The organism is Rhodococcus sp. NPDC057014 (assembly GCF_042673295.1).
Classification (GTDB): domain Bacteria; phylum Actinomycetota; class Actinomycetes; order Mycobacteriales; family Mycobacteriaceae; genus Rhodococcus_F.
In genome coordinates this window covers 1-22279 of sequence record NZ_JBHUSF010000136.1, presented here as the reverse complement: position 1 = coordinate 22279, position 22279 = coordinate 1, and the positions used below count along the sequence as shown (strand labels likewise).

Below are 22279 nucleotides of genomic sequence, written 5' to 3'. Positions count from 1 at the left end.
ACACCCGGCTGTTTCCGAGTGTCCCGGTCGCGGCAGCGAACAGCAGCCGCGACCGGGATGCCCGCCGGTCGGCTCGCACGTACCGGACGTCGAGCAGTCCGCCGGTGATGGCGGGACGCGACATCGGCACCTGATCGCCGGGGGAATACCGACCGTTCCCCACGAACAGCATCCAGACCTTCACGGGCCTGCCGTCGATGGTGACGGCGAGCGGTGTTGCGGCGGAGAGAATCCGGACCATCGCCGCACAGGCCGCGGGCCACTTCCCGTACCGGGGCTGCCACTTCTCCCGCAGCCGCACCGCGTCGGGATAACCACCCAGACTGGCGGTGTTGAGGAACGGGGCGGGTTCCTCGACATCGGTGTGGACGACGGCCTGATCGACGAGAACCGCACGTCCGGTCTCGACGGCGTTCACCGTGTCCGAGATGTCGGCGACGCCGGCGTCCCGCGCGAAGTGATTGAGGGTCCCGCCGGGGAACACCGCCAGTGGCAGAGAATGCCGCGCCGCCGCGGACGCCACCGCGACCACGGTCCCGTCTCCACCGCACACCCCGAGGGCACGCGGCTTCGTCTCGGCCACCCAGGCGTCGAGTTGCTCGGCGAAATCGTGGTCGGTGTCGAGGGCACGCACGTGCGCCTTCGGGAGTGCGGTCGCGATCTCCTCGGAGGGATCCACGGTGTCCGGCCCGGACTCCTGGTTCACCAGCACGAGCAGGCCCTCGCCGCCCGGCAGCGCAGGTGCGTCGACCGCGCGGCCCAGTTCCGCCGGGTCCTCGGTGCGCACCGCCCACCAACGGCGGGTTCCCGAAGCGACGGCCCCGCCCAGCATCAGCCCGACGAGGACGTCCGACGGCCAGTGCACGCCGTTGTGCACCCGGGAGTACGCGACCGCGGCCGCGAGGGGGGCGAGCGCGGCGCCGGCCGCGGGCGATTCCAGAGCGACACCCATGGTGAACGCCGCCGCCGACGCCGAATGTCCGGACGGGAAGGACGAGGACCGGGGGATCGGCACCCCGCGCAGCACGTTCGTCCACACGCGGGCGGGTGGGCGCCGCCGCGGGAACACCGGTTTGAGGATGCCGTTGGCCAGACCGCTGGCCATCGCGAGGGAGAGCAGGCCACGCACGGCACCGCGCCGGGCGCGTCCGCCGATCAGACCGAGCAGCGCCGCCACGCACCACCACAGGACCCCCTTGTCGGCGGCGTGACTGAGGAAGCGCATCGCCCGGTCGACCCCGGAGGGCCGCAGATCGGCGCTGCGGCCGAACACGATTTCGTCGGCCCGGTGGATGCGGTGCAGGTGTGGGTTCACCGTCTCAGCGTAGGCGCGGAGTGTCGCCGGACGGTTTTCCCGCTCCGCCGGGTGATCGGCGTTGTAATGTCGAGGTGTGCAGCGACGAATCATGGGAATTGAGACAGAGTTCGGTGTGACCTGCACCTTCCATGGTCACAGGCGACTGAGCCCGGACGAGGTTGCGCGCTACCTGTTCCGGCGGGTGGTGTCGTGGGGCCGGAGCTCCAACGTGTTCCTCCGGAACGGTGCCCGCCTGTACCTGGACGTCGGCTCGCACCCCGAATACGCGACGGCCGAGTGCGACAACCTCATCCAGTTGGTCAACCACGACCGGGCGGGTGAGCGCGTCCTCGAGGAGTTGCTGATCGACGCCGAGCAGCGGCTCGCCGAGGAAGGCATCGGCGGCGACATCTACCTGTTCAAGAACAACACGGACTCCGCGGGCAATTCGTATGGCTGTCACGAGAACTTCCTCGTGGCGCGGGCCGGCGAATTCTCCCGGATCTCGGACGTGCTGCTCCCGTTCCTGGTGACGCGGCAGCTGATCTGTGGCGCCGGCAAGGTGCTGCAGACGCCGAAGGCGGCCACGTTCTGCCTGTCGCAGCGCGCCGAGCACATCTGGGAGGGTGTGTCCTCGGCGACCACCCGGTCGCGGCCCATCATCAACACCCGTGACGAGCCGCACGCCGACGCGGAGAAGTACCGCCGCCTGCACGTGATCGTCGGCGACTCGAACATGTCCGAGTCCACCACGATGCTCAAGGTGGGAACGGCGGCGCTCGTGCTCGAGATGATCGAGGCCGGGGTGTCGTTCCGCGACTTCGCGCTCGACAACCCGATCCGCGCCATCCGCGAGGTCAGCCACGACGTCACCGGGCGCCGCCCCGTGCGGCTCGCAGGCGGCAGGCAGGCCAGCGCCCTCGACATCCAGCGCGAGTACCACGCCCGGGCTGTCGAACACCTGCAGAACCGCGACCCCGATCCGCAGGTCACGCAGGTGGTCGACCTGTGGGGCCGCATGCTGGACGCCGTCGAGACGCAGGACTTCGCGAAGGTAGACACGGAGATCGACTGGGTGATCAAGCGCAAGCTGTTCCAGCGCTACCAGGACCGGCACGGCTTCGAACTGGCCGACCCGAAGATCGCGCAACTCGACCTGGCGTACCACGACATCAAACGCGGTCGCGGCGTGTTCGACGTGCTGCAGCGCAAGGGCCTGGTGAAGCGGATCACCGAGGACGAGACGATCGAGGCTGCGGTGGACACTCCGCCGCAGACCACCCGGGCGAAGCTGCGCGGCGAGTTCATCACTGCCGCGCAGGAGGCCGGGCGCGACTTCACGGTCGACTGGGTGCATCTCAAGCTCAACGATCAGGCTCAGCGGACCGTGCTGTGCAAGGACCCGTTCCGGTCGGTCGACGAGCGGGTGGAGCGGCTGATTGCCTCGATGTAGCGGCGCTCGGGGAGTCCGTAACGGGCTCACCCACTAGGCTTCCGGGCGTGCCGACTTCCAAGATCGAGCGCTTGATGAACCTGGTGATCTGTTTGCTGTCCACCAGACAGTTCCTCACCGCCGAGAAGATTCGCGAGAGCGTTGCCGGGTACGCCGACTCCGCCAGCGACGAGGCGTTCAGCCGCATGTTCGAACGCGACAAGAACGAGTTGCGGGATCTCGGTGTTCCGCTCGAGACCGGGCAGGCGTCGCGTTTCTCGACCGTCGAGGGCTACCGGATCAACCGCAATGCGTACGAGCTTCCCGACATCGACCTCAGCCAGGAGGAGTCGGCGGCCGTCGCGGTGGCGGTCCAGTTGTGGGAGTCGCCGGAGTTGACGTCCGCGGCGCAGGGGGCGCTTCTCAAGCTGCGTGCGGCGGGTGTGCAGGTGGATCCGGATTCGGCGGCCACCCCGGTCACAGCGGTACCCGCGCGCACCCGCGGCTCCGAACCGGCGCTCGGCAAGCTGCTGGCGGCGGTCGACGCCGGCCGCGCCGTCCACTTCCCGCACCGCGGTGCTCTCAACGAGCCGTACACCGAACGCACCGTGGAACCGTGGGGTGTCGTCACCGCGCACGGCCGGTGGTACCTGGTCGGTCACGACGTAGACCGGGGCGCCGTCCGGACGTTCCGGCTGTCGCGGATCGGCGACGACGTGACGGAGTTCGGGCCGTCGGGCGTCGTCCACAAGCCCGCGGGCGTCGATCTCCGCGACATCGTCGACCGGGTCACCGGTTCGGGCGCGGTCACCGGCACCGCCACCGTGTGGGTGGCGGAGGGCCGAGCCCAGGAACTGCGCCGACTGGCGACCACGGCGGAGGAGAAGCGGGTGAGCGAACGCAGCGGCACCGTGCTCCGGATCCCCGTCCACTCCCGGGACTGGATCGCGCGGCTGGTCGCCGGCCACGGGGCGGACGCCCTGGTGCTCGATCCGCCCGAACTGCGACACGACGTACTGACCAAGCTGAAGGACGCCGCGGGGGAAGGGGGGACGTGGTGAGCAACAGGCTCTCGTCTCGACTGTCCCGGCTCCTCAACCTGGTGCCGTATTTCATCGCGAACCCCGGGATGAGTGCTGCCGAGGCCGCCGCCGAACTGGGCGTCACCACCACCCAGCTGATGTCCGACCTCAACCAGCTGTGGGTGTGCGGACTGCCCGGCTACGGACCCGGTGACCTCATCGACCTGTCGTTCTCCGAGGAGAGCATCGAGGTGACGTTCTCGGCGGGCATCGACCGTCCGCTGCGGTTGACGTCCACCGAGGCGACCGCCCTGCTGATTGCCCTGCGTTCGCTGGTGGAGATGCCGGGAATGGTCGACCCGTCCGCGGCGCACAGTGCGATCGCGAAGATCGAGGACGCCGCGGGGACGGCGGCGGCCCGTGCGGCGGTGACGCCGGCGTCGGAGCGGGATGCGGGGGAGGACGTGGCGGAGGATCCCATCGCCGCCACGGTGCGGTCCGCACTCCATCGCCGGCGGGCTCTCCACCTGACGTACTACTCGGCGTCCCGGGACCGGGTCACCGAGCGCACCGTGGACCCGGTGCGGATCGTGCTGGTCGACAACCACAGCTATCTGCAGGCGTGGTGCCGGCAGGCCGAGGGGGTCCGGCTGTTCCGTCTCGACCGGATCGACGCCGCCGCCGCACTGGACGAGCCGTCCACTCCGCCGGCGCAGGCACTCGTGCGGGACTCCAATCTGGAGTTGTTCAGCGGCGACGCGTCCCTTCCCCAGGCACGGCTGCACATCGGCGCCGACTGCGTATGGGTGCTCGACTACTACCCGATGGATGTCGCCACGGTCGCCGCCGACGGTTCGGTCGAGGCGACCATGAGTTACGGGGCGCTGGAGTGGATGGCGCGGCTCGTGCTCGGGTTCGGTTCCGGAATCACCGTGCTCGAACCGCCCGAACTGGTCGACGAGGTGCGCCGCCGGGCCGTGGAGGCGCTGTCCGCGTACGAGGCCGTCGAGGCGTGAGCGGCAAGGGTCCGGCGAGGCTCTGCTCGCCGATCTGCGCTCCCAGCGGGCACCCAGGAAACCGGCAGGGAAACGGCAGCGCAACTAGCCGGTTTCGACCGAACCGGTGCCGTGTATGTCCGGTAGCATCGGGGTCACCTGATCTTTGGAGGTTTCATCATGGGAGCCATGAGCCCCTGGCACTGGGCCATCGTCGCGCTGGTCGTCGTCATCCTGTTCGGTTCCAAGAAGCTGCCCGATGCGGCTCGTGGACTCGGCCGTTCGCTCCGCATCTTCAAGAGCGAGGTCAAGGAGATGCAGAACGACAACAGCACGCCGGCGCCCACCGCGCAGAGTGCGCCCCCCGCGCAGAGCGCACCCGCCGAGCTGCCCGTGGCGGACACCACCACCACACCGGTCACCCCGCCGGCGCCGGTGCAGCCGCAGTCGCAGCACACCGAGCCCAAGTCGGCGTAGCCCGAGCCGCCTGACAACCGGGGTGACTCGTCACCCCGGTTGACTGCTGACCAAGACTAGGGCGAACAACAGTGCGAATTCCGTTCGATCCGCGCCACAGCAAGCGGAGGACCAACCCCGACGGCACCATGTCGTTGGTCGATCACCTCTACGAACTGCGCACGCGACTGCTCCTGTCGGTGCTGGCCATCGTGGTCACCACCGCGGTGGGCTTCTTCTGGTACTCCCACGAGATCTTCGGCATCGAGAGTCTCGGCGAGCTCCTGCGGGGGCCGTACTGTTCGCTGCCGGAGTCGAGCCGCGCCGACCTGAGCAACGACGGGTCGTGCCGTCTCCTCGCGACCGGACCGTTCGAGCAGTTCATGCTCCGCTTCAAGGTCGCGCTCACGGCGGGCGTCGTCCTCGCCTGCCCCATCTGGTTGTACCAGCTGTGGGCGTTCATCACCCCCGGCCTGTACTCCAAGGAACGCCGCTACGCGATCGGCTTCGTGGTGTCCGGCGCGGCGCTGTTCATGGCCGGTGCCGTCCTGGCGTACGTGGTCGTCGCGAAGGCGCTGCACTTCCTGTTGACGATCGGCGACAACGTCCAGATCACCGCCCTCGGCGGCGCAGAATACTTCGGGTTCATCATCAACCTGCTGATCATCTTCGGCGTCAGCTTCGAGATCCCGCTGCTCATCGTCGCCCTGAACTTCGTCGGCATCCTGCCCTACGCGAAGCTCAAGGCGTGGCGCCGCGGCCTGATCTTCGCCCTGTTCGTGTTCGCCGCGATCGCCACGCCCGGTCAGGACCCGTTCTCGATGCTCGCGCTCGCGTTCGCGTTGACCCTGCTGTTCGAGATCGCCGTGCAGATCGCCCGCATCAACGACCGCCGCAAGGCTCGCCGTACGGAGCAGGAGTGGGGTGCCCTCGACGACGACGAGGCGTCGACGATCGCGGCGCCGTCGAACCTGGACGAGTCGTTCGACGTGGCCGCCGCGGTCCCCGAGCCCGCGGGCCGGTTCCGTCGTTCCCGCAAGTCCGGCAAGTCCGGTGCCGCGAACAAGAACGACGAGGCGAGCACGACCGGCAGCAACACACCGGGTCAGGACTTCTCCGACACCCTGTGACAATCTGACGGGGTGGCAGTGACAACAGGTGACACGACCGGCGGCACCGAACTCGATGTGTTCTCGGCGCAGCTCGGCTTCGTGCTCGACCCCTTCCAGATCAACGCCTGCCGCGCGCTCGAGGGCGGCCACGGCGTCCTCGTCTGCGCCCCGACCGGCGCGGGAAAGACGGTGGTCGGCGAATTCGCCGTGCACCTGGCGCTCGCAGCCGGCCGCAAGTGCTTCTACACGACGCCGATCAAGGCGCTGAGCAATCAGAAGTACGCGGAACTGGTGCGCCGGTACGGCAAGGACACCGTGGGGCTGCTGACCGGAGATTCGAGCATCAACTCGGACGCCCCGGTGGTCGTGATGACCACCGAGGTGCTGCGGAACATGTTGTACGCCGATTCGGCGGCGCTGCGCGGGTTGTCGCACGTCGTCATGGACGAGGTGCACTTCCTGGCCGACCGGTTCCGTGGGGCGGTGTGGGAAGAGGTGATCCTGCACCTGTCCGAGGACGTCCGGCTCGTCAGTCTGTCGGCGACCGTCAGCAACGCCGAGGAGTTCGGTGCGTGGATGGAGACGGTGCGCGGCGACACCACCGTGGTGGTCGACGAGAACCGCCCGATCCCGCTGTGGCAGCACATCATGGTCGGAAAGCGGCTGTTCGACCTGTTCGACACGAGGGCGCGCAGCGGGGACGCCCGCAAGGATCTGGTGGTCGACCAGGATCTGGTGCGTCACGTCAAGCAGCGTCAGGCCCTCGAGCGGGCCGACTCGTGGGAGCCGCGGGGCAGGGGGAGACGCGGCGGCAGTCGCGGGTACTCCAGCGATTTCCGGCCGCTGCCCCGGCCGGAGGTGATCTCCCGCCTCGACGACGAAGGACTCCTTCCGGCGATCACGTTCATCTTCAGCCGGGCCGGGTGCGATGCCGCGCTGGCGCAATGCCTGCGATCGCGGCTCGATCTGACGACGCCGGAGCAGGTCGCCGAGATCCGGACCATCGTCGACGCCCACACCGGCGAACTGCCGAAGGCCGATCTGGAGGTCCTCGGGTACTGGGAATGGCGCAAGGCGCTCGAGCGTGGTCTCGCCGCGCACCACGCGGGAATGTTGCCGGCGTTCCGGCAGACGGTCGAGGAGTTGTTCGTCAAGGGTCTGGTCCGGGCCGTGTTCGCCACCGAGACGCTGGCACTGGGCATCAACATGCCCGCCCGCACGGTCGTTCTCGAACGCCTCGTCAAATACAACGGTGAGGCCCACGCCGAACTCACCCCGGGGGAGTACACGCAGCTCACGGGCCGGGCGGGACGTCGCGGCATCGACATCGAGGGCCACGCCGTGGTCCTGTGGCAACCGGGAGTGGAACCGGTGGACGTCGCCGGGCTGGCGTCCACCCGCACGTTTCCGCTGCGCAGTTCGTTCCGTCCCGGCTACAACATGACGATCAATCTGGTCGACCGCATGGGTGCGGCAGAATCGCGGGCCCTTCTGGAGCGGTCGTTCGCCCAGTTCCAGGCCGACCGGTCGGTGGTCGGCCTGACGCGCGGTATCGAGCGCAACGAGGCCGCGCTCACCACGCTCCGCGAACGCCTCGGCGGCGAGGACGGCGAGTACTTCGAATACGCGCGGCTGCGGGAGGAACTGAGCAGCCGGGAACGGTCACTCGAACGGGCGGGCCGGACCGAGCGCCGGGACGCCGCCGTCGCGTCGCTCGTCGCACTGCGGCGCGGCGACGTGATCGCGATCCCCGTGGGACGGCACTCCGGTCTGGCGGTGGTGCTGGAACCGGACCGGGACCCGACGGACCCGAAGCCGTTGATCCTCACCGAGGCGAAGTGGGCCGGCCGGGTGTCGGCAGGCGACTTCCCCGAGCCGGCACGGTCTTTGGGCTCGATGCGGTTGCCGCGACGCTTCGACCACCACACCGCCCGGGTGCGACGCGATCTGGCATCGGCGTTGCGCAGCACCGGAATCATCGCGCCGGGCCGCCGGAAGCGGAAGAAGTCGGGTGCGGCCGCCGACGACGCCGAGATCGCGCGGCTGCGGCGCGCGATCAGGCAGCATCCGTGCCATAGCTGGCCCGACCGCGAGCAATTGAGCCGCATCGGTGAGCGCTACAACCGGCTGGCCCGCGAGACGGAGACGATGCGGCAGAAGGCCGCCGCCACGACGAACTCGTTGGCGCGCACGTTCGATCGGATCCTGTCGCTGCTCGCCGAACGCGACTACGTGTCGGAGGGGGAGCACCCCGATGCCACCGAGCACGGCACCCGGTTGAGCCGGATCTATTGTGAGAGCGATCTCTTGGTGGCCGAGTGCCTCCGGCAGGGTGTGTGGAAGGGACTCGGGCCCGCGGAACTCGCAGCCGTCGCGTCCGCGGTGATCTTCGAATCGCGCCGCGAGGGGGACACCGTCGAGAGCGGCGGTCCGGGAGCGCTGCGGCACGCCCTCGACGAGACCGTGCGGGTGTGGAGGGAACTGCGGGCGGACGAGATCCGGCACAAGTTGCCGCCCACCCGTGAGCCGGACTTCGGCTTCGCCGCGGCGATCTACCACTGGGCGAGCGACAATTCGCTCGTCGAGGCGCTGATCGCGGCGGGAGACCAGGGACGCGCACTGTCTGCCGGCGACTTCGTGCGGTGGTGCAGGCAGGTGATCGACCTCCTCGAACAGGTCCGGTCGACGTCGCCCGATCCGGAGGTCGGCAAGGCCGCAGGTCGTGCGGTCGCGGCGATCCGTCGCGGCGTCGTCGCCGTGGATGCTGCGTGACCCCACGCCGTGTGGTTGGATTCGCACGCCGTCCGAAGGCCCGAATCCGATGGTGGGGCGTTACGGTAGGTACAAAACTTGACACGTGAGCGGGAGGCGACGATGAGCGGCCCTTACGGACCGAACGACCCGAACGGGCAATGGGCCCAGGGACAGCAACCGGGCCAGGGCAATCCTGACCAGACCGGCGGCCAGTACGGTGCGCCTCAGTACGGTCAGCAGCCGCCCGCCCAGCCGTGGGGTCAGCAACCGGGTCAGCCGCAGCAGCCCGGGCAGCCGCAGTGGGGTCAGCAGCCGGGGCAGCCCCAGTGGGGTCAGCAGCCGCAACCCGGTCAGCTCGGACAGCCGGGCCCGGGGCAGTGGGGTCAGCAGCCGCAGCAGCCCGGGCAGCCGCAGTGGGGTCAGCAGCCGGGTCAGCCGCAGCAGTGGGGACCGGCGCCCGGTCAGCAGCAGTGGGGGCAGCCGCCGTCGTCGGGGAAGTCGAAGCTGCCGTTGATCATCGGCGGTGTGGTGGCGCTGCTGGTGATCGTCGGTATCGCCCTGGTGCTCGCGTTCACGGTGTTCGGCACGGACACCCTCGATCAGAAGGCGGCGGAGGACGGTGTCGAGCGCATCGTCACCGATTCGTACGGCGCCGAGAACGTGTCCGGTGTCACCTGCCCCTCGGGTCAGGAAGTGAAGAAGGGCAACAGTTTCACGTGCAGCCTCACCGTCGACGGTGAGAAGAAGCAGGTCACTCTCACCTTCACCGACGACAAGGGCACGTACGAGGTGAGCCGCCCCAGCTAGGCGGCTCACTCGGCCGTCACGGAACCCGCGCGGCGGCCACCTTTTTCATCGCCGTCGTGAGGCGTCCCACGGAGTTCTCGATTCCGAGTTCGTCCGCCAGCCTGCCGAGCCGGTCCGCGTCGACCGGTTCGGCGGGCAGCGTGTCTTCGCGGGACAGTTCGACGTCCGCGTCGCGCACCACCCGCACCACCGGCAGTGCCGCGTCGAGATAGTCGGCCGCGGCGGCGAACTTCGCGCGCGCACCCTTCGCCATGTCCGATTCGGGATCGACGGCCGCGGCCCGCAGTGCGGCGAGCGATCCGTATTGCATGATCAGGCTGGACGCGGTTTTCTCGCCGATACCCTTCACGCCCGGCAGTCCGTCGGACGAGTCGCCGCGCAGCAGCGCGAGTTCGGCGTAGGCCTCGCCGGCCCGGTCGGTGGGCACCCCGTACTTGGCTGCCACCTCTTCGGGCCCGAGCAACTCTGCCTTGGCGAGTCCGCGCACCACGTACAGCACCCGCACGGGCACCGGGTCGTCCGTGACGACCTGCAGGAGGTCGCGGTCGCCGGTGACGACGACGACCGGGTCGCGGGTCTCGGTGGCGGCGAGGGTGCCGAGGACGTCGTCGGCTTCGAGGCCTTCCGCGCCTGCGGTCGCGATTCCGGTGGCGGCCAGGACATCCAGGATCATCGGGACCTGTGGCGAGAGGGTGTCGGGGACCTCTTCCTCGGCCCCGCCGGTGTCCTCGGCCACCCGGTGCGCCTTGTAGGTGGGCACCGCTTCGACGCGGAACGCGGGCCGCCAGTCCAGGTCGAGGCACACCGCGAGCCGGGACGGCTGGTGCTTGGTGATCAGTGCGGCCACCATGTCGGTGAATCCGCGCACTGCGTTGACGGATCGACCGTCGGGTGAGGTGATCGAGTCGGGTAGCGCGTAGTACGCGCGAAACCACAGGCTGGCACCGTCGAGGAGAAGCAGAGGCCCTGTCATGACCCTCATCCTGCCAAACCGGTTTAGCCTGAAGCCATGAGTTCCCTCGGCGCATCGACTTCACGTTTCCCGACGACCATCTATGCCGACCGGATCGCGCGCGCAGGCGCCCTGGCCCGCGATGCCGGACTCGACGGCCTCCTCATCACGCCCGGGCCCGATCTGCGGTATCTGCTGGGTTCGCGCGCGGAGTCGTTCGAACGGCTCACCTGCCTGGTGATTCCGGCGAACGGCGACACTGCGTCCGTGGTCGTGCCGCGGCTCGAACTGGCGGCGCTCACCGAATCCGCCACGTCCGAACTGGGTCTGACGGTCCGCGACTGGGTGGACGGGGTCGACCCGTACGCGCTGGTGTCGGGTTTGCTGCCGTCTCCGGCGCGGACCGCCGTCACGGATGCGATGCCGGCGCTGCACCTGATTCCGTTGTCGGAGGCGCTCGGGGCGCTGCCGGTCCTGGCGACCGACGTGCTGCGGGAGCTGCGGATGGTCAAGGACGACGCGGAGATCGACGCGTTGCGCCGGGCCGGTCAGGCCATCGACCGGGTCCACGCCCGGATGGGGGAGTTCCTGAAGGTCGGCCGCACCGAGGCCGAGGTGGCGGCCGACATCACGGCCGCGATCCTCGAGGAGGGGCACACCGAGGCGGCGTTCGTCATCGTCGGCTCGGGACCGCACGGCGCCGACCCGCACCACGAGGTGTCCGAGCGGGTCGTCGAGTCGGGTGACGTCGTGGTCATCGACATCGGTGGACCCGTCGAACCTGGTTACAACTCCGACTCCACCCGCACGTACAGCATGGGTGAACCCGATCCGGGTGTCGCCGGGAAGTTCGCGGTGCTCGAGCAGGCGCAGGCGGCGGCGGTCGCCCTGGTGCGTCCCGGCGTCACCGCCGAGGCGGTCGACGCGGCCGCCAGGGACCTGCTGGCCGCGCAGGGTCTCGCCGAGGTGTTCGTGCACCGGACCGGGCACGGAATCGGTCTGTCGGTGCACGAGGAGCCGTACATCGTCTCGGGTAACGCGATCGCACTGACCGAGGGGATGGCCTTCAGCGTGGAACCGGGAATCTACTTCCGTGGGGAGTGGGGTGCCCGGATCGAGGACATCGTCATCGTGACCGCGGACGGCTGTGAGCCGGTCAACACCCGGCCGCACGGGCTGACGGTTCTGCCGGGCTGAGCACGCCGGGGGGAGCGGGAGTGTGCGGGGCGGTGCGGCGCGGGTAGTAACATCTCCCATTTGTTCACGACCGCACTCGCCGCTGCACGTCCGCGGAGAGTCGGGATCACAGATCAACCGAAGGTGTCATGGAAAGCGTCGCCCCGAAGGTAACCGTCGTCGTCCCGACCTACAACGAACGCGACAACCTGCCCAAGATCGTCGAGCTTCTCGCGGCGTTGGCCATCCCGAACCTGCACGTGCTGGTCGTCGACGACAACTCGCCGGACGGCACCGGTGAGGTCGCCGACAGGCTCGCGCAGAGCGGTCCGATCCCGGTCGGTGTGCTGCACCGGACCGTGAAGGACGGCCTCGGGCGGGCCTACGTCGCCGGCATGACGCGGGCGCTGTCCGAGGGCGCGGACATCGTGATCCAGATGGACGCCGACCTGTCGCACCCCACCGAGGCCATCCCGCGGATGGTGGAGACGCTGACGACGACGGATGCGGCCGTCGTGCTCGGCTCCCGCTACGTGGCGGGCGGCGCGGTCGCCAGCGACTGGCCCTGGCACCGCAAGGCGCTGTCGGCGTGGGCGAACTTCTACGTCAACGCGATCCTGCGGTTGCGGGTCAAGGACGCCACCGCCGGCTTCAAGGCGTGGCACGCGGACACGCTGCGGGCCATCGACGTCGAGGGTGTGCAGAGCAACGGGTACGCGTTCCAGGTGGAGATGAACTACCGGGTGGTGCAACGCGGCATGACGATCGCCGAGGTCCCGATCCGGTTCGAGGAACGCACCGACGGCGTGTCCAAGATGAGCCTCGCGGTGCAACTCGAGTCGGCGCGGGTCCCGTGGAAGCTGCGGTTCAGTCGTGACGCAGCGCAGCCGAGCCGAGTACGCGGCTGACGGCGATCTCCACGACCACCCGTGTCGGGTTCACCCGGGGCTGGCGGTACCTCGCGGCGTAGCGGGCCACGGCGTCGGCGACGGATTCGGGGTCGGTGAGGACCCGGGCGGGACCTTCGAGCGTCATCCAGCGCGGTCCGTCCACCTGGCTGACCGCGCCGTACCCTCCGCGTTCGGCGTTGAGGGCCTTCTGCGAGGAGCCGTTGGTGATGACCCGTGCCAGCCCGTGCTCCTGATCCCAGGTGAAGCCGACGGCGACGACGTGCGGGGTGCCGTTCTTGCGGAGCGTGGTGAGCGTCCCGAGGTGGTATTCGCCGAGGAAGGCGAGCGCCGCGTCGGGCAGGCGGATCGGGGTGGAGGGGGTGCGGTCCATCCCCCGACGGTAATCCAGGACACTGGACGGGTGAGCCTGGGATCGAAGAAGAACAGCGGAAAGCCCGACGACGGGGTGGTACTCCTGCTCGGTGGTCGCAGCGAGATCGGCCTCGAGATCGCCTCCCGGCTCGCGCCCGGCCGCACGATCGTCCTCGCCGCCCGTCGCAGCACCGAACTCGCCGCGGAGCGGCAGGCGCTGCTCGATGCGGGCGCGTCCGCGGTGGACTGCGTGGAATTCGACGCCGACGACCTCGACAGCCACGAAAAGCTGCTGAGATCCGTCGTCGACGCCCACGGCCCGCTGTCGGTGGCGGTGCTGGCGTTCGGCATTCTGGGTGACCAGGCGCGCGCCGAGCGGGACGCACGGCACGCCGTCGCCGTGGTCCACACCGACTACGTCGCGCAGGTCTCTGTGCTCACCCACCTCGCCACCCTGCTCCGGGAGCAGCGGTCGGGACGGATCGTGGTGTTCTCGTCCGTCGCGGGTGTCCGGGTGCGCCGCGCCAACTACGTCTACGGGTCGGCGAAGGCCGGCCTGGACGGGTTCGCGTCCGGTCTGGGTGACGCCCTCCACGGCAGTGGTGTGTCCCTGCTGCTCGTGCGATCCGGCTTCGTGATCGGCCGGATGACCGAGGGAATGTCGCCCGCGCCGATGTCGAGCACGCCCGGGCAGGTCGCGGACGCGGTCGTGCGGGGCCTGCGCCGCGGCGCAGGCCGAGTGTGGGTGCCGGGACGGTTGCGACCGGTGTTCTTCGTCATGCGACTGCTGCCGCAGGCGATCTGGCGCCGGATGCCGCGATGACCGACCCGATCGTCGTCGTCGGGATCGGTGCCGACGGGTGGGACGGTCTGTCGCCGTCTGCACGGCGCGAGATCGAGGCCGCCGACGTCGTGATGGGTTCGGGGCGCCAACTCGCCCTGATTCCCGAGTCGCCTGCGGTGCGGGTGGCCTGGCCGTCGCCGCTCGTCCCGGCGCTGCCCGGCCTGTTCGAGCAGCATCACGGCCGGCGGGTCTGCGTGCTGGCCAGCGGAGACCCGATGTTCCACGGCATCGGTGTCACCCTCGTCGACCTTCTCGGCGCGGACCGGGTGCGGGTGATCCCGCATCCGTCGTCCGCCACCCTGGCCTGCGCCCGCCTGGGCTGGGCGGCGCACGACACACCGGTGGTCAGTCTCGTGAACCGGCCCGTGGACACGCTCGTGCCGGCACTCGGCGATCGGACGCGATTGCTGGTCCTGAGCCGCGACGAGCACACCCCCGCGGCCGTGGCCGAACTCCTGACGGAACGAGGATTCGGACCGTCGCGCCTCACCGTGCTCGGCGAACTGGGCGGACCCGGCGAGTCGAGGCTCGATGGAACGGCGTCGGCGTGGTCGCACGAGCCGGGGCCCCGGCTGAACGTGATCGCGATCGACTGCCGCGCCGAGTCCGGCGCCCTCCGGCTGACCCGGCTGCCGGGACTGCCGGATGCCGCGTTCACCGGTGACGGGCAGATGACCAAACACGAGGTCCGCGCCCTGACGCTGTGCGCCCTCGCACCCGCGGCGGGGGAGGTGCTGTGGGACGTGGGAGGCGGATCGGGCACGATCGCGATCGAATGGATGCGCACCCACCCTCTTTGCCGGGCAGTGACTTTCGAGCGCAGCGCGGCACGCGTCGACCAGATCACGTCGAACGCCGCAGCGCTCGGGGTGCCGTCCCTCGCGGTGTTCGGCGACGCACCCGTGGCCTTCGGGGACGTGCCCGCCGACCTGTCCGCTCCGGACGCGATCTTCGTCGGCGGTGGCGTCACCCAGGACGGTCTGCTGGACGAGTGCTGGTCCCGGCTCCGGGTCGGTGGCCGGATGGTAGCCAACGCGGTGACGGCGGAATCGGAAGCGCTCCTGCTGCAGTGGTTCTCGCACTGCGGCGGGCAGCTCCGCAAATTTCAGGTGTACCGGGGCGAGCCTCTCGGTGGGTTCACCGCGTGGCGGCCGCAACTGCCGGTGGCGCAGTGGTCGGTGACGAAGCAGTCGAAAGGTGTTGTGGCATGACGGTGTACTTCATCGGAGCCGGTCCCGGTGCGGCCGACCTGATCACGGTCCGCGCGCAGCGGATCATCGCGGCCAGCCCGGTCTGCCTGTACGCGGGCAGCCTCGTCCCGCAGGAACTCCTGGCGGAATGCCCCGAGGGGGCGCGGGTGATCGACACGGCGCGTCTGAGTCTCGACGAGATCGTCGCCTTGCTGATCGAGGCCGACGCGGCCGGTCAGGACGTCGCGCGACTGCATTCGGGTGACCCGTCGATCTTCAGTGCCGTCGCCGAACAGGTCCGCCGGCTCGAATCCGCCGGGGTCGCGTACCAGGTGGTGCCCGGGGTTCCCGCGTTCACCGCGGCGGCGGCGTCGCTGGGGCGGGAACTGACCGTTCCCGGTGTCTCGCAGTCGATCGTGCTGACCCGCGTGTCCACCCTGTCGACCGCGATGCCGGAGGGTGAGGACCTGCGTTCCCTCGGCCGCAGCGGCGCCACGATGGTGGTGCACCTGGGTGCGCACCGGATCGATCAGATCGCCGAAGAACTCACCGAGAACTACGGCCGCGACTGTCCGGCCGCTGTCGTCGCGTTCGCGTCGCGTCCCGACGAGGTCGTGCTGCGCGGCACCCTGGCCACCATCGCCGATCAGGTGAAGGCGGCGGGCGTCACGAAGACCGCCGTGGTGATCGTCGGTAGAGTGCTTGCTGCCGAAGGGTTTCCGGACAGCTACCTGTATTCCGCCACTCGCGAGCGCACCACCCACTGAGCGTGACGCGGATCCTGATCCTCGGCGGAACCGGGGAGGCCCGCGTGCTCGCGGCGGCGCTCGCGGACGTTCCGGGTGTCGAGGCCGTGTCCTCCCTCGCCGGCCGGGTCCGTGACCCGCGCCTGCCCGTCGGTGACGTGCGGATCGGCGGTTTCGGGGGAGCGGACGGCCTCGCGGAGTGGCTGCGCGCGCATCCCGTCGACGCGATCGTGGACGCGACGCACCCGTTCGCGGCGCAGATCACGCGCAACGCCGCCGATGCCGCGCACCGTCGCGGCATCCCGCTGGTGGTTCTCCGTCGCCCCGAGTGGTCGCCGCGTCCGGGTGAACATTGGCACGGCGCCGCGGACCTCGCCGACGCCGCCGAACTGCTGCCCGATCTGGGAACGAGGGTCTTTCTCACCATCGGCAGGCAGGGCGTCGATGCGTTCGCGGACCTGCAGGCACTGTGGTTCCTGGTCCGCGCGATCGATCCGCCCGACGTAGCGATGCCGCCGCACTCGACCCTGCTCCTGGCCCGCGGGCCGTTCGCGGTCGCCGACGAGTCCGCACTGATGCGTGAGCACCGCATCGACGTCCTCGTCACCAAGAACAGCGGAGGCGGTCAGACCGACGCGAAACTGGACGCGGCACGCGCGCTGGGCATCCCGGTACTGATGATCCGCCGTCCGCCGTTGCCGCCGGCGACGGAAACGGTCGACGACGTCGCGGGAGCCATCGCCTGGGTCGGCACGCTCACGCGACGATGACCCGGCCGGTCCGGTCAGCAGGCCGGTGCCGGCGCATCCTCGGACAGGGGCTTGCCCTCCGGTTCGGTGTAGAACGCGAGCAGGACCAGCGGTTCCGTACCCAGATTGGAACCCTCGTGGACGTGATCGCTGCCGTGATCCTCGGTGATCGCCTGACCGGCGGTCGTCACCGCGGTCGTGCAGTCCTGCAGCGTGCGCGTCAGCACACCCGATTCGACGAAGGCGTACACCGGGCCGTCGTGGTAGTGCCACCCCGTCGTGCCGCCGGGGGCGATCTCGATGCGCCGTAGCGTCAGATCCGTGCCCGCCGAACTTCCGGCGACCGCCGGCACCGTCGTCTCGAACAGAATCTGTGCGGTCACCCCCGAAGACGGCGTGGCCTGGGCGGGGGAGGCGGACAGCGCCGCGGCGACGGCACAGGACAAGACGACCACACTCGATCTGAGGAGCATCGTGACGACCTCTCGGCGCGCTGGCCCTGCACACTGCGCGCAGGCGTCCAGGGGGAGTGCATTACGGCGTGTCCAGGGTAGGGCCACGGACCGTGCGGCCGAGGGGATATCCGCGAAATCCGATCGGCGTGCAGACTAGGTCGGAGACTCGGCGACACGATAGTGGTGACGTCTGAAGTATTGCGGAGCGGAACGGCGGGACGGGTATGACGATCGAGCAGTTGCTGACCACGCATTTTCCGGATGATCCCGTGATGGATGCGGCGTTTGCCTCGGCGCTGCTGCGGCGCACGGGGCGAGACCCGAATGCCTCTGGGCTGGTGCGGATCTACAGTCCCGCGCGGACACTGTCGTTCGGGCGGCTGGACGCTGTTCGGCCGCAGTTTCCGGCTGCGGCCGCGGCGGCGCGGCACCACGGGTTCACGCCCGTCGTGCGGGGCGCGGGCGGTCGGGCTGCGGCATACCACGAGCAGACCCTCGTCGTGGAGATCGTCTCCCCGGACACGGAGGGCATCGTCGGGGCCCGGCCCCGCTTCCAGCGCCTCACCCCGAGGATCGTCGCCGTACTGAGGACGCTCGGCGTCGATGCTCTCATCGGACCGGTTCCCGGTGAGTACTGCCCCGGTGATTGGACGGTGAACGGTGGGGGCCGCGTCAAGTTGGCGGGGACCGCGCAGCGAATCGTCGCCGGCGCGTGGCTTTTCGGCTTCGAACTCGTGGTCGCCGATCCGGATCCCGTGCGGGCGGTGCTCGCCGATGTCAACTCCGCCCTCGAGTTGGAGTTCGACCCCGCCACGGCGGCGTCCCTCACCGACCTGAACCCGGCTCTCGGTCTCGAACAGGTTCGGGCCGCGATCCTCGCCGAGATCGGCGCAGTCCACGAACTGACCGCAGACCCCGACCTCCTCGCGGAGGCCGCGAACCTGCGCGACGCACACGTGGCGTGATCGGCCCCGGAAATCGGGGCTTCCTGTACGAGCCACACGTTAACTGTTGCAGAGCAGTGGGTTTCGTGACCCCGCCGTGCGCCGCCAGCGGCTTCTCGAGCGTTCTGTTCCGGAGAACGCAGGGTTCGGTACAAACCGTTGGACCCCACTTCTGCCTGCTTCTAGCGTTGTCGCAAAGCCGTCCGGTGTGACGTGCAGCACGTGGACAACACGGCGACACGTCGGAAATGTGTGGAGGAGCCCAGCATGAGTCTGCAGAACCGTCTGACCGAGAAATTCGGAATCGAACACCCGGTAGTCCTTGCACCGATGGACTACGTCTCCGATTGGCGATTGGCCACCGCCGTGGCCGAGGCCGGTGGGCTGGGACTCATCGGCGGCGGATACGGCGACGAGGCCTGGTTGCGCGATCAGTTCGACCACGTGCCTACCGGCGCGGTCGGTTGTGGCTTCATCACGTGGTCCATGGCGCGGCAACCGCGGCTCCTCGAGAAGACGATCGGCTACCGGCCTGCGGCGATCTTTCTCTCCTTCGCCGACCCGGCGCCGCATGCGCCTGCGATCCGTGCCGCGGGAATCCCGCTGATCTGCCAGGTGCACGATGTCGACCAGGCGCGCCGGGCGGTCGAGGTGGGGGCGAGCGTCGTCGCTGCTCAGGGCGGAGAGGCGGGCGGCCACGGGACGGGGGCACGATCGACGTTCACGCTGGTGCCCGAGATCGCCGATGTCCTTCGGCGGGAGGCGCCGGACGTGATGCTGCTGGCGGCCGGTGGAATCGGCGACGGCCGGGGCCTGGCAGCCGCGCTCGCGCTCGGAGCCGACGGCGCCCTCGTCGGGACCAGGTTCTGGGCGGCGGAGGAGGCGGCGATTCCGCGTGCCGCCCAGCACCGCGCGCTGTCGGCGGGTGGTGACGACACGATCAGGCAGAGCGCCTTCGACATCGTGCGCGAGAAGCCCTGGCCGACTCGGTACACGGGGCGAGTCCTGCACAACGACTTCCTTCGGCGGTGGCACGGCGACGAGCCGGGCCTGCGGGGCGGGCTCCGGGAGAGGCAGGCGCAATTCGTGGCTGCGGTGAAGGCCGAGGACTACGACGTCGCGAATCTGATCGTCGGTGAGGTCGTCGGACAGATCGATCGTGTCGACACCGTCGCGTCGATCATCGACGAGATGGTCGGCACGGCCTGCTCGATCCTGGGCCGCACTTCCCACGACCTGGCGGCGATCGGCTCCTAGCGCCCGATCGGTGCGACCTCGCAAACCCTCACCCCGCGCGTCCCCCAGAAGGATTCCCCATGACCAGCCAGTCCGTTTCACCACCTGCTCTTGCGAGCGGTGGAGCGAAGAGCAGTCTTCGCAAGATCATCACCGCGTCCAGCGTCGGAACGTTGATCGAATGGTACGACTTCTACATCTACGGCAGTCTCGCCGTCGTGTTCTCAGGGATGTTCTTTCCCGAAGGAAACGGAACCGCAGCACTACTCGTCACGATTGCCGCCTTCGGAACGGGCTTCGTCGTACGCCCCATCGGCGCAATCGTGTTCGGCAGAATGGGGGACCGGGTCGGACGTAAGAAGACGTTCTTGACCACCCTGCTCATCATGGGCGGCGCCACCACGATGCTCGGACTGATGCCCACCTACGACCACATCGGAATCCTGGCGCCGATACTGCTGGTGACATTGCGGCTGCTGCAGGGTCTCGCGATCGGCGGTGAGTACGGGGGTGCCGTCGTCTACATCGCGGAGAACTCGCCTTCGAAGAAACGCGGAGCCCTCACGAGTGTTCTCCAAACCACCGCGACCGGCGGTCTGCTGCTGTCGATCGGCGTCATCGTGCTCTGCCGGGTCGGGTTGGGCGAGGAGGCATTCAACTCGTGGGGCTGGCGGATCCCGTTCCTCCTGTCCGCGGTCCTGGTGCTCTTCTCGCTGAAGATCCGCATGAAGATGCACGAGTCGCCGGTGTTCGAGGAGATGCGACGGACCGGCAACCTCTCGCGTTCCCCGATCAAGGATGCCGTCGCGCACAAGCCGTCCTTTGCGTTGCTCCTCGTCGTGGTCTTCGGGGTGACGGCTGGTCTGGGGGTCGCCTGGTACACGAGCCAGTTCTACACGCTGTACTTCCTGCAGACGATATTGAAGATCGACTTCCTCACAGCCAATGTCTCCGTCGGGATCGCACTGGTCATTGCGACACCGTTCTTCGTCCTCTTCGGCAAGCTGTCCGACAAGCACGGGCGGACCCGGATCATCCTGTGCGGACTGGTCTTGTCGGCAGCCGGCTACCTTCCGCTGTTCGCGTGGATTCGACACGCCGCCGTCCACGGCGACCAGTTCCAGATGGCCCTGGCACTGACGATCCAGGTCGTCTTCGTCACCATGATCTACGGGCCCACGGCGGCCTTCCTGTCCGAGTTGTTCCCACCGCAGATCCGCTACACCGGACTGTCCCTGGCCTACCACATCGGGACCGGCGTGTTCGGTGGCTTCACCCCTCTGGTGGCGCTCTCGCTCAACACCGCGACCGGAAACGTCCTCGCCGGACTGATCTATCCCGTCGCGGTCACCGCGGTCACAGCAATGGTGTTCGTGCTGACGTTGCGGCGGGGAGTGGACAGCCCGATAGTCCGGCGGGCGTGGAAGCAGATCGATTCTGAGTACTCGTCATGAGACACCCGGCCCGGTATGGGCGGTCGCAGGCGAACGGCCCAGGCCGACCCGGCGAAGTGGACACCCGCGTCACTGCACTGATCCGTGCCACCGATTCGTTCTTTCTCGCGACCGTGACGCCCTCCGGGTGGCCGTACATCCAACACCGGGGCGGACCGCCCGGCTTCGTGCACGTGCTCGATCCCTCGACGATTGCGCTCGCGGACTACCCGGGAAATCTGCAGTTCGTCACGATCGGCAACCTCGACGAGAACGACGCGGTGGCTCTCTTCTTCATCGACTATCCCACCCGCACCAGAGTCAAGGTTTACGGACGGGCCGAGGTCGTCGAGCGTGCCGACGATCCGGATCTCGTCGCCAGGCTTCTCACCACGCCTGACGGGGTCGTGAACGCCGGCTGCGACCGCGCGCTCGTCGTCCACGTCGAAGCGCTGGACCGGAACTGCGCGAAGCACATTCCCCCGAAGTACGGCGAGGCGCGAATGCGGGAATCGCTGACGTTGGCCCGCAAGGGATTGCAGGACCAAATCGATATCCTGAAATCCCGTAATGCCGAACTGGAGCGGGAGATCGCGCAACTGCGTGGCGGCGGTGACGGTCAGCGCCGTTGACGGACGGTGGCGCCGCCGGGTGGGGGAGAGTTGCGGATCGCGGCGTCCCGCAACACCCGCAGCAGCGGTGTCACCCGGTTGCGGCGGTACACGAACCTCACGACCGCGGGCGGCGCACCGACCAGCGGGACGAACCGGACGTTGCGGTGGTTCACGCGCCTGCGGGCGACTTCCGGAACCGTGCCCACACCGCGATCCGCGGCGATCAGTTCGAGCCACTCGTCGAAGTTCGAGCACGTCACCACCGGGCCGTCGTGGTTCGGCCACAGATCCTCGGACGTGGTGCCGCTGAGGGTGTTGATGACCAGGGGAAGCGTCCCGAACTCCGCCCAGTCGATGGACTCGCGGGTCGCGAGAGGCGACGCCGTCGAGACCGCCGCGATCCGCTGCTCCTCGAACAGCGGATGCTGCACGAACTCGTCGCCCGGGACGTCCCGGCGGACGACAGCTGCGTCCACGGTGGCGTTGTTCAGTGCGGCGATGGGGTCGTCGCAGCGACGCGGAACCACAGTGGCGCGGGAGTTCCTCTCGACGTCGTCGATCACCTGCTGCGCCCACGGATCGGGGAGGAGCCAACTGAAGCCCAGGGCGAGGGTTCGGGTGGTGTACAGCGCCACCGCGGAATCGAGATCACCGAGGATGACGCGCACCTTCTCGACGAACCCGGCGCCGTCCTCGGTGAGGGCGAGCGCACGCGAGGTCCGGTCGAACAACCGCACGCCGAGCGAGGCCTCGAGTTGCTGCACCGTTCGGGTCAGCGCCGGTTGCGTGATGTGGAGCGCGGT

General features: G+C 69.0%; 22 protein-coding genes. 17 read left to right on the top strand and 5 right to left on the bottom strand.

What is annotated here, in order from left to right; translation table 11 throughout:
• Nucleotides 1-1315 (bottom strand): phosphatase PAP2 family protein (locus tag ACFTZB_RS24515; protein ID WP_378434900.1); only part of this gene is annotated, 1315 nt, incomplete at its 3' end.
• A gap of 76 nt (nt 1316-1391) precedes the next feature.
• Between ACFTZB_RS24515 and pafA the strand changes: the two genes are divergently transcribed.
• The 7 genes from pafA (at nt 1392) to ACFTZB_RS24480 (ending at nt 9875) form a co-directional block, all read left to right on the top strand.
• Nucleotides 1392-2750, top strand: coding sequence for a Pup--protein ligase (gene pafA / locus ACFTZB_RS24510; protein ID WP_012687833.1), 1359 nt, complete (start codon nt 1392-1394; stop codon nt 2748-2750).
• A gap of 47 nt (nt 2751-2797) precedes the next feature.
• Nucleotides 2798-3790, top strand: coding sequence for a helix-turn-helix transcriptional regulator (locus tag ACFTZB_RS24505; RefSeq protein WP_378434898.1), 993 nt, complete (start codon nt 2798-2800; stop codon nt 3788-3790).
• Entirely contained in the window at nt 3787-4767 is a 981-nt protein-coding gene (locus tag ACFTZB_RS24500; protein ID WP_378434896.1) for a helix-turn-helix transcriptional regulator, read from the top strand. The genes ACFTZB_RS24505 and ACFTZB_RS24500 overlap by 4 nt, the downstream gene beginning before the upstream one ends.
• Before the next feature lie 159 nt (nt 4768-4926).
• On the top strand, nt 4927-5223 hold the full coding sequence (tatA, locus tag ACFTZB_RS24495) for a Sec-independent protein translocase subunit TatA (RefSeq protein WP_378434894.1): 297 nt from the start codon (nt 4927-4929) through the stop codon (nt 5221-5223).
• A 71-nt stretch (nt 5224-5294) separates the two neighbouring features.
• Complete coding sequence (gene tatC, locus ACFTZB_RS24490) at nt 5295-6332, top strand: twin-arginine translocase subunit TatC (RefSeq protein ID WP_378434892.1); 1038 nt, start codon at nt 5295-5297, stop codon at nt 6330-6332.
• Between the two features lie 18 nt (nt 6333-6350).
• The gene (locus ACFTZB_RS24485) at nt 6351-9086 is read left to right on the top strand and encodes a DEAD/DEAH box helicase (protein ID WP_378434902.1); all 2736 of its coding nucleotides are present in this window, start codon (nt 6351-6353) and stop codon (nt 9084-9086) included.
• 102 nt (nt 9087-9188) lie between these two features.
• On the top strand, nt 9189-9875 hold the full coding sequence (locus ACFTZB_RS24480; RefSeq protein WP_072941705.1) for a DUF4333 domain-containing protein: 687 nt from the start codon (nt 9189-9191) through the stop codon (nt 9873-9875).
• A gap of 16 nt (nt 9876-9891) precedes the next feature.
• Here ACFTZB_RS24480 and ACFTZB_RS24475 read toward each other — a convergent pair whose 3' ends face one another.
• The gene (locus tag ACFTZB_RS24475) at nt 9892-10848 is read right to left on the bottom strand and encodes a 5'-3' exonuclease (RefSeq protein ID WP_095863686.1); all 957 of its coding nucleotides are present in this window, start codon (nt 10846-10848) and stop codon (nt 9892-9894) included.
• A gap of 36 nt (nt 10849-10884) precedes the next feature.
• On the opposite strand from ACFTZB_RS24475, the gene ACFTZB_RS24470 reads away from it, so the two are divergent.
• Both ACFTZB_RS24470 and ACFTZB_RS24465 read left to right on the top strand, forming a co-directional pair.
• Nucleotides 10885-12024 (top strand): M24 family metallopeptidase, encoded by a 1140-nt coding sequence (locus ACFTZB_RS24470; protein WP_378434889.1) that lies wholly within the window; start codon nt 10885-10887, stop codon nt 12022-12024.
• Nucleotides 12025-12152: 128 nt separating this feature from the next.
• A complete protein-coding gene (locus ACFTZB_RS24465) occupies nt 12153-12911 on the top strand; it encodes a polyprenol monophosphomannose synthase (protein WP_378434887.1) in 759 nt (252 codons plus the stop codon).
• On the opposite strand, the gene ACFTZB_RS24460 is transcribed toward ACFTZB_RS24465, so the two are convergent.
• The gene (locus tag ACFTZB_RS24460; protein ID WP_012687822.1) at nt 12871-13284 is read right to left on the bottom strand and encodes a TIGR03618 family F420-dependent PPOX class oxidoreductase; all 414 of its coding nucleotides are present in this window, start codon (nt 13282-13284) and stop codon (nt 12871-12873) included. The genes ACFTZB_RS24465 and ACFTZB_RS24460 overlap by 41 nt on opposite strands.
• 30 nt (nt 13285-13314) lie before the next feature.
• On the opposite strand from ACFTZB_RS24460, the gene ACFTZB_RS24455 reads away from it, so the two are divergent.
• From ACFTZB_RS24455 to ACFTZB_RS24440, 4 genes are read left to right on the top strand one after another with little or no spacing between them, the layout of a single operon-like run.
• On the top strand, nt 13315-14088 hold the full coding sequence (locus ACFTZB_RS24455) for an SDR family NAD(P)-dependent oxidoreductase (protein WP_087556967.1): 774 nt from the start codon (nt 13315-13317) through the stop codon (nt 14086-14088).
• Nucleotides 14085-15320 carry a precorrin-6y C5,15-methyltransferase (decarboxylating) subunit CbiE gene (gene cbiE / locus ACFTZB_RS24450; protein WP_378434883.1) on the top strand — a complete coding sequence of 412 codons (1236 nt, stop codon included), beginning with the start codon at nt 14085-14087 and terminating at the stop codon, nt 15318-15320. The genes ACFTZB_RS24455 and cbiE overlap by 4 nt, the downstream gene beginning before the upstream one ends.
• Nucleotides 15317-16066 carry a precorrin-4 C(11)-methyltransferase gene (gene cobM, locus ACFTZB_RS24445; RefSeq protein WP_378434880.1) on the top strand — a complete coding sequence of 250 codons (750 nt, stop codon included), beginning with the start codon at nt 15317-15319 and terminating at the stop codon, nt 16064-16066. The genes cbiE and cobM overlap by 4 nt, the downstream gene beginning before the upstream one ends.
• A 2-nt stretch (nt 16067-16068) precedes the next feature.
• Entirely contained in the window at nt 16069-16815 is a 747-nt protein-coding gene (locus ACFTZB_RS24440; RefSeq protein WP_378434878.1) for a cobalt-precorrin-6A reductase, read from the top strand.
• Between the two features lie 14 nt (nt 16816-16829).
• On the opposite strand, the gene ACFTZB_RS24435 is transcribed toward ACFTZB_RS24440, so the two are convergent.
• Entirely contained in the window at nt 16830-17267 is a 438-nt protein-coding gene (locus tag ACFTZB_RS24435; RefSeq protein WP_378434876.1) for a cupin domain-containing protein, read from the bottom strand.
• A gap of 206 nt (nt 17268-17473) precedes the next feature.
• Here ACFTZB_RS24435 and ACFTZB_RS24430 point away from each other — a divergent pair, with 206 nt between their 5' ends.
• From ACFTZB_RS24430 to ACFTZB_RS24415, 4 genes are all read left to right on the top strand, one after another.
• Nucleotides 17474-18214, top strand: a complete 741-nt coding sequence (locus ACFTZB_RS24430) for a biotin/lipoate A/B protein ligase family protein (protein WP_378434874.1) — start codon at nt 17474-17476, stop codon at nt 18212-18214.
• A 246-nt stretch (nt 18215-18460) separates the two neighbouring features.
• Complete coding sequence (locus tag ACFTZB_RS24425) at nt 18461-19450, top strand: NAD(P)H-dependent flavin oxidoreductase (protein WP_378434872.1); 990 nt, start codon at nt 18461-18463, stop codon at nt 19448-19450.
• 59 nt (nt 19451-19509) lie between these two features.
• On the top strand, nt 19510-20883 hold the full coding sequence (locus ACFTZB_RS24420; RefSeq protein ID WP_378434870.1) for an MFS transporter: 1374 nt from the start codon (nt 19510-19512) through the stop codon (nt 20881-20883).
• Nucleotides 20880-21494, top strand: coding sequence for a pyridoxamine 5'-phosphate oxidase family protein (locus ACFTZB_RS24415; protein WP_378434868.1), 615 nt, complete (start codon nt 20880-20882; stop codon nt 21492-21494). Before ACFTZB_RS24420 ends, ACFTZB_RS24415 begins: the two co-directional genes overlap by 4 nt.
• Here the strand turns inward: ACFTZB_RS24415 and ACFTZB_RS24410 are convergent.
• The coding region (locus ACFTZB_RS24410; protein ID WP_378434866.1) for a LysR family transcriptional regulator at nt 21482-22279 on the bottom strand (798 nt) is incomplete at its 5' end. The genes ACFTZB_RS24415 and ACFTZB_RS24410 overlap by 13 nt on opposite strands.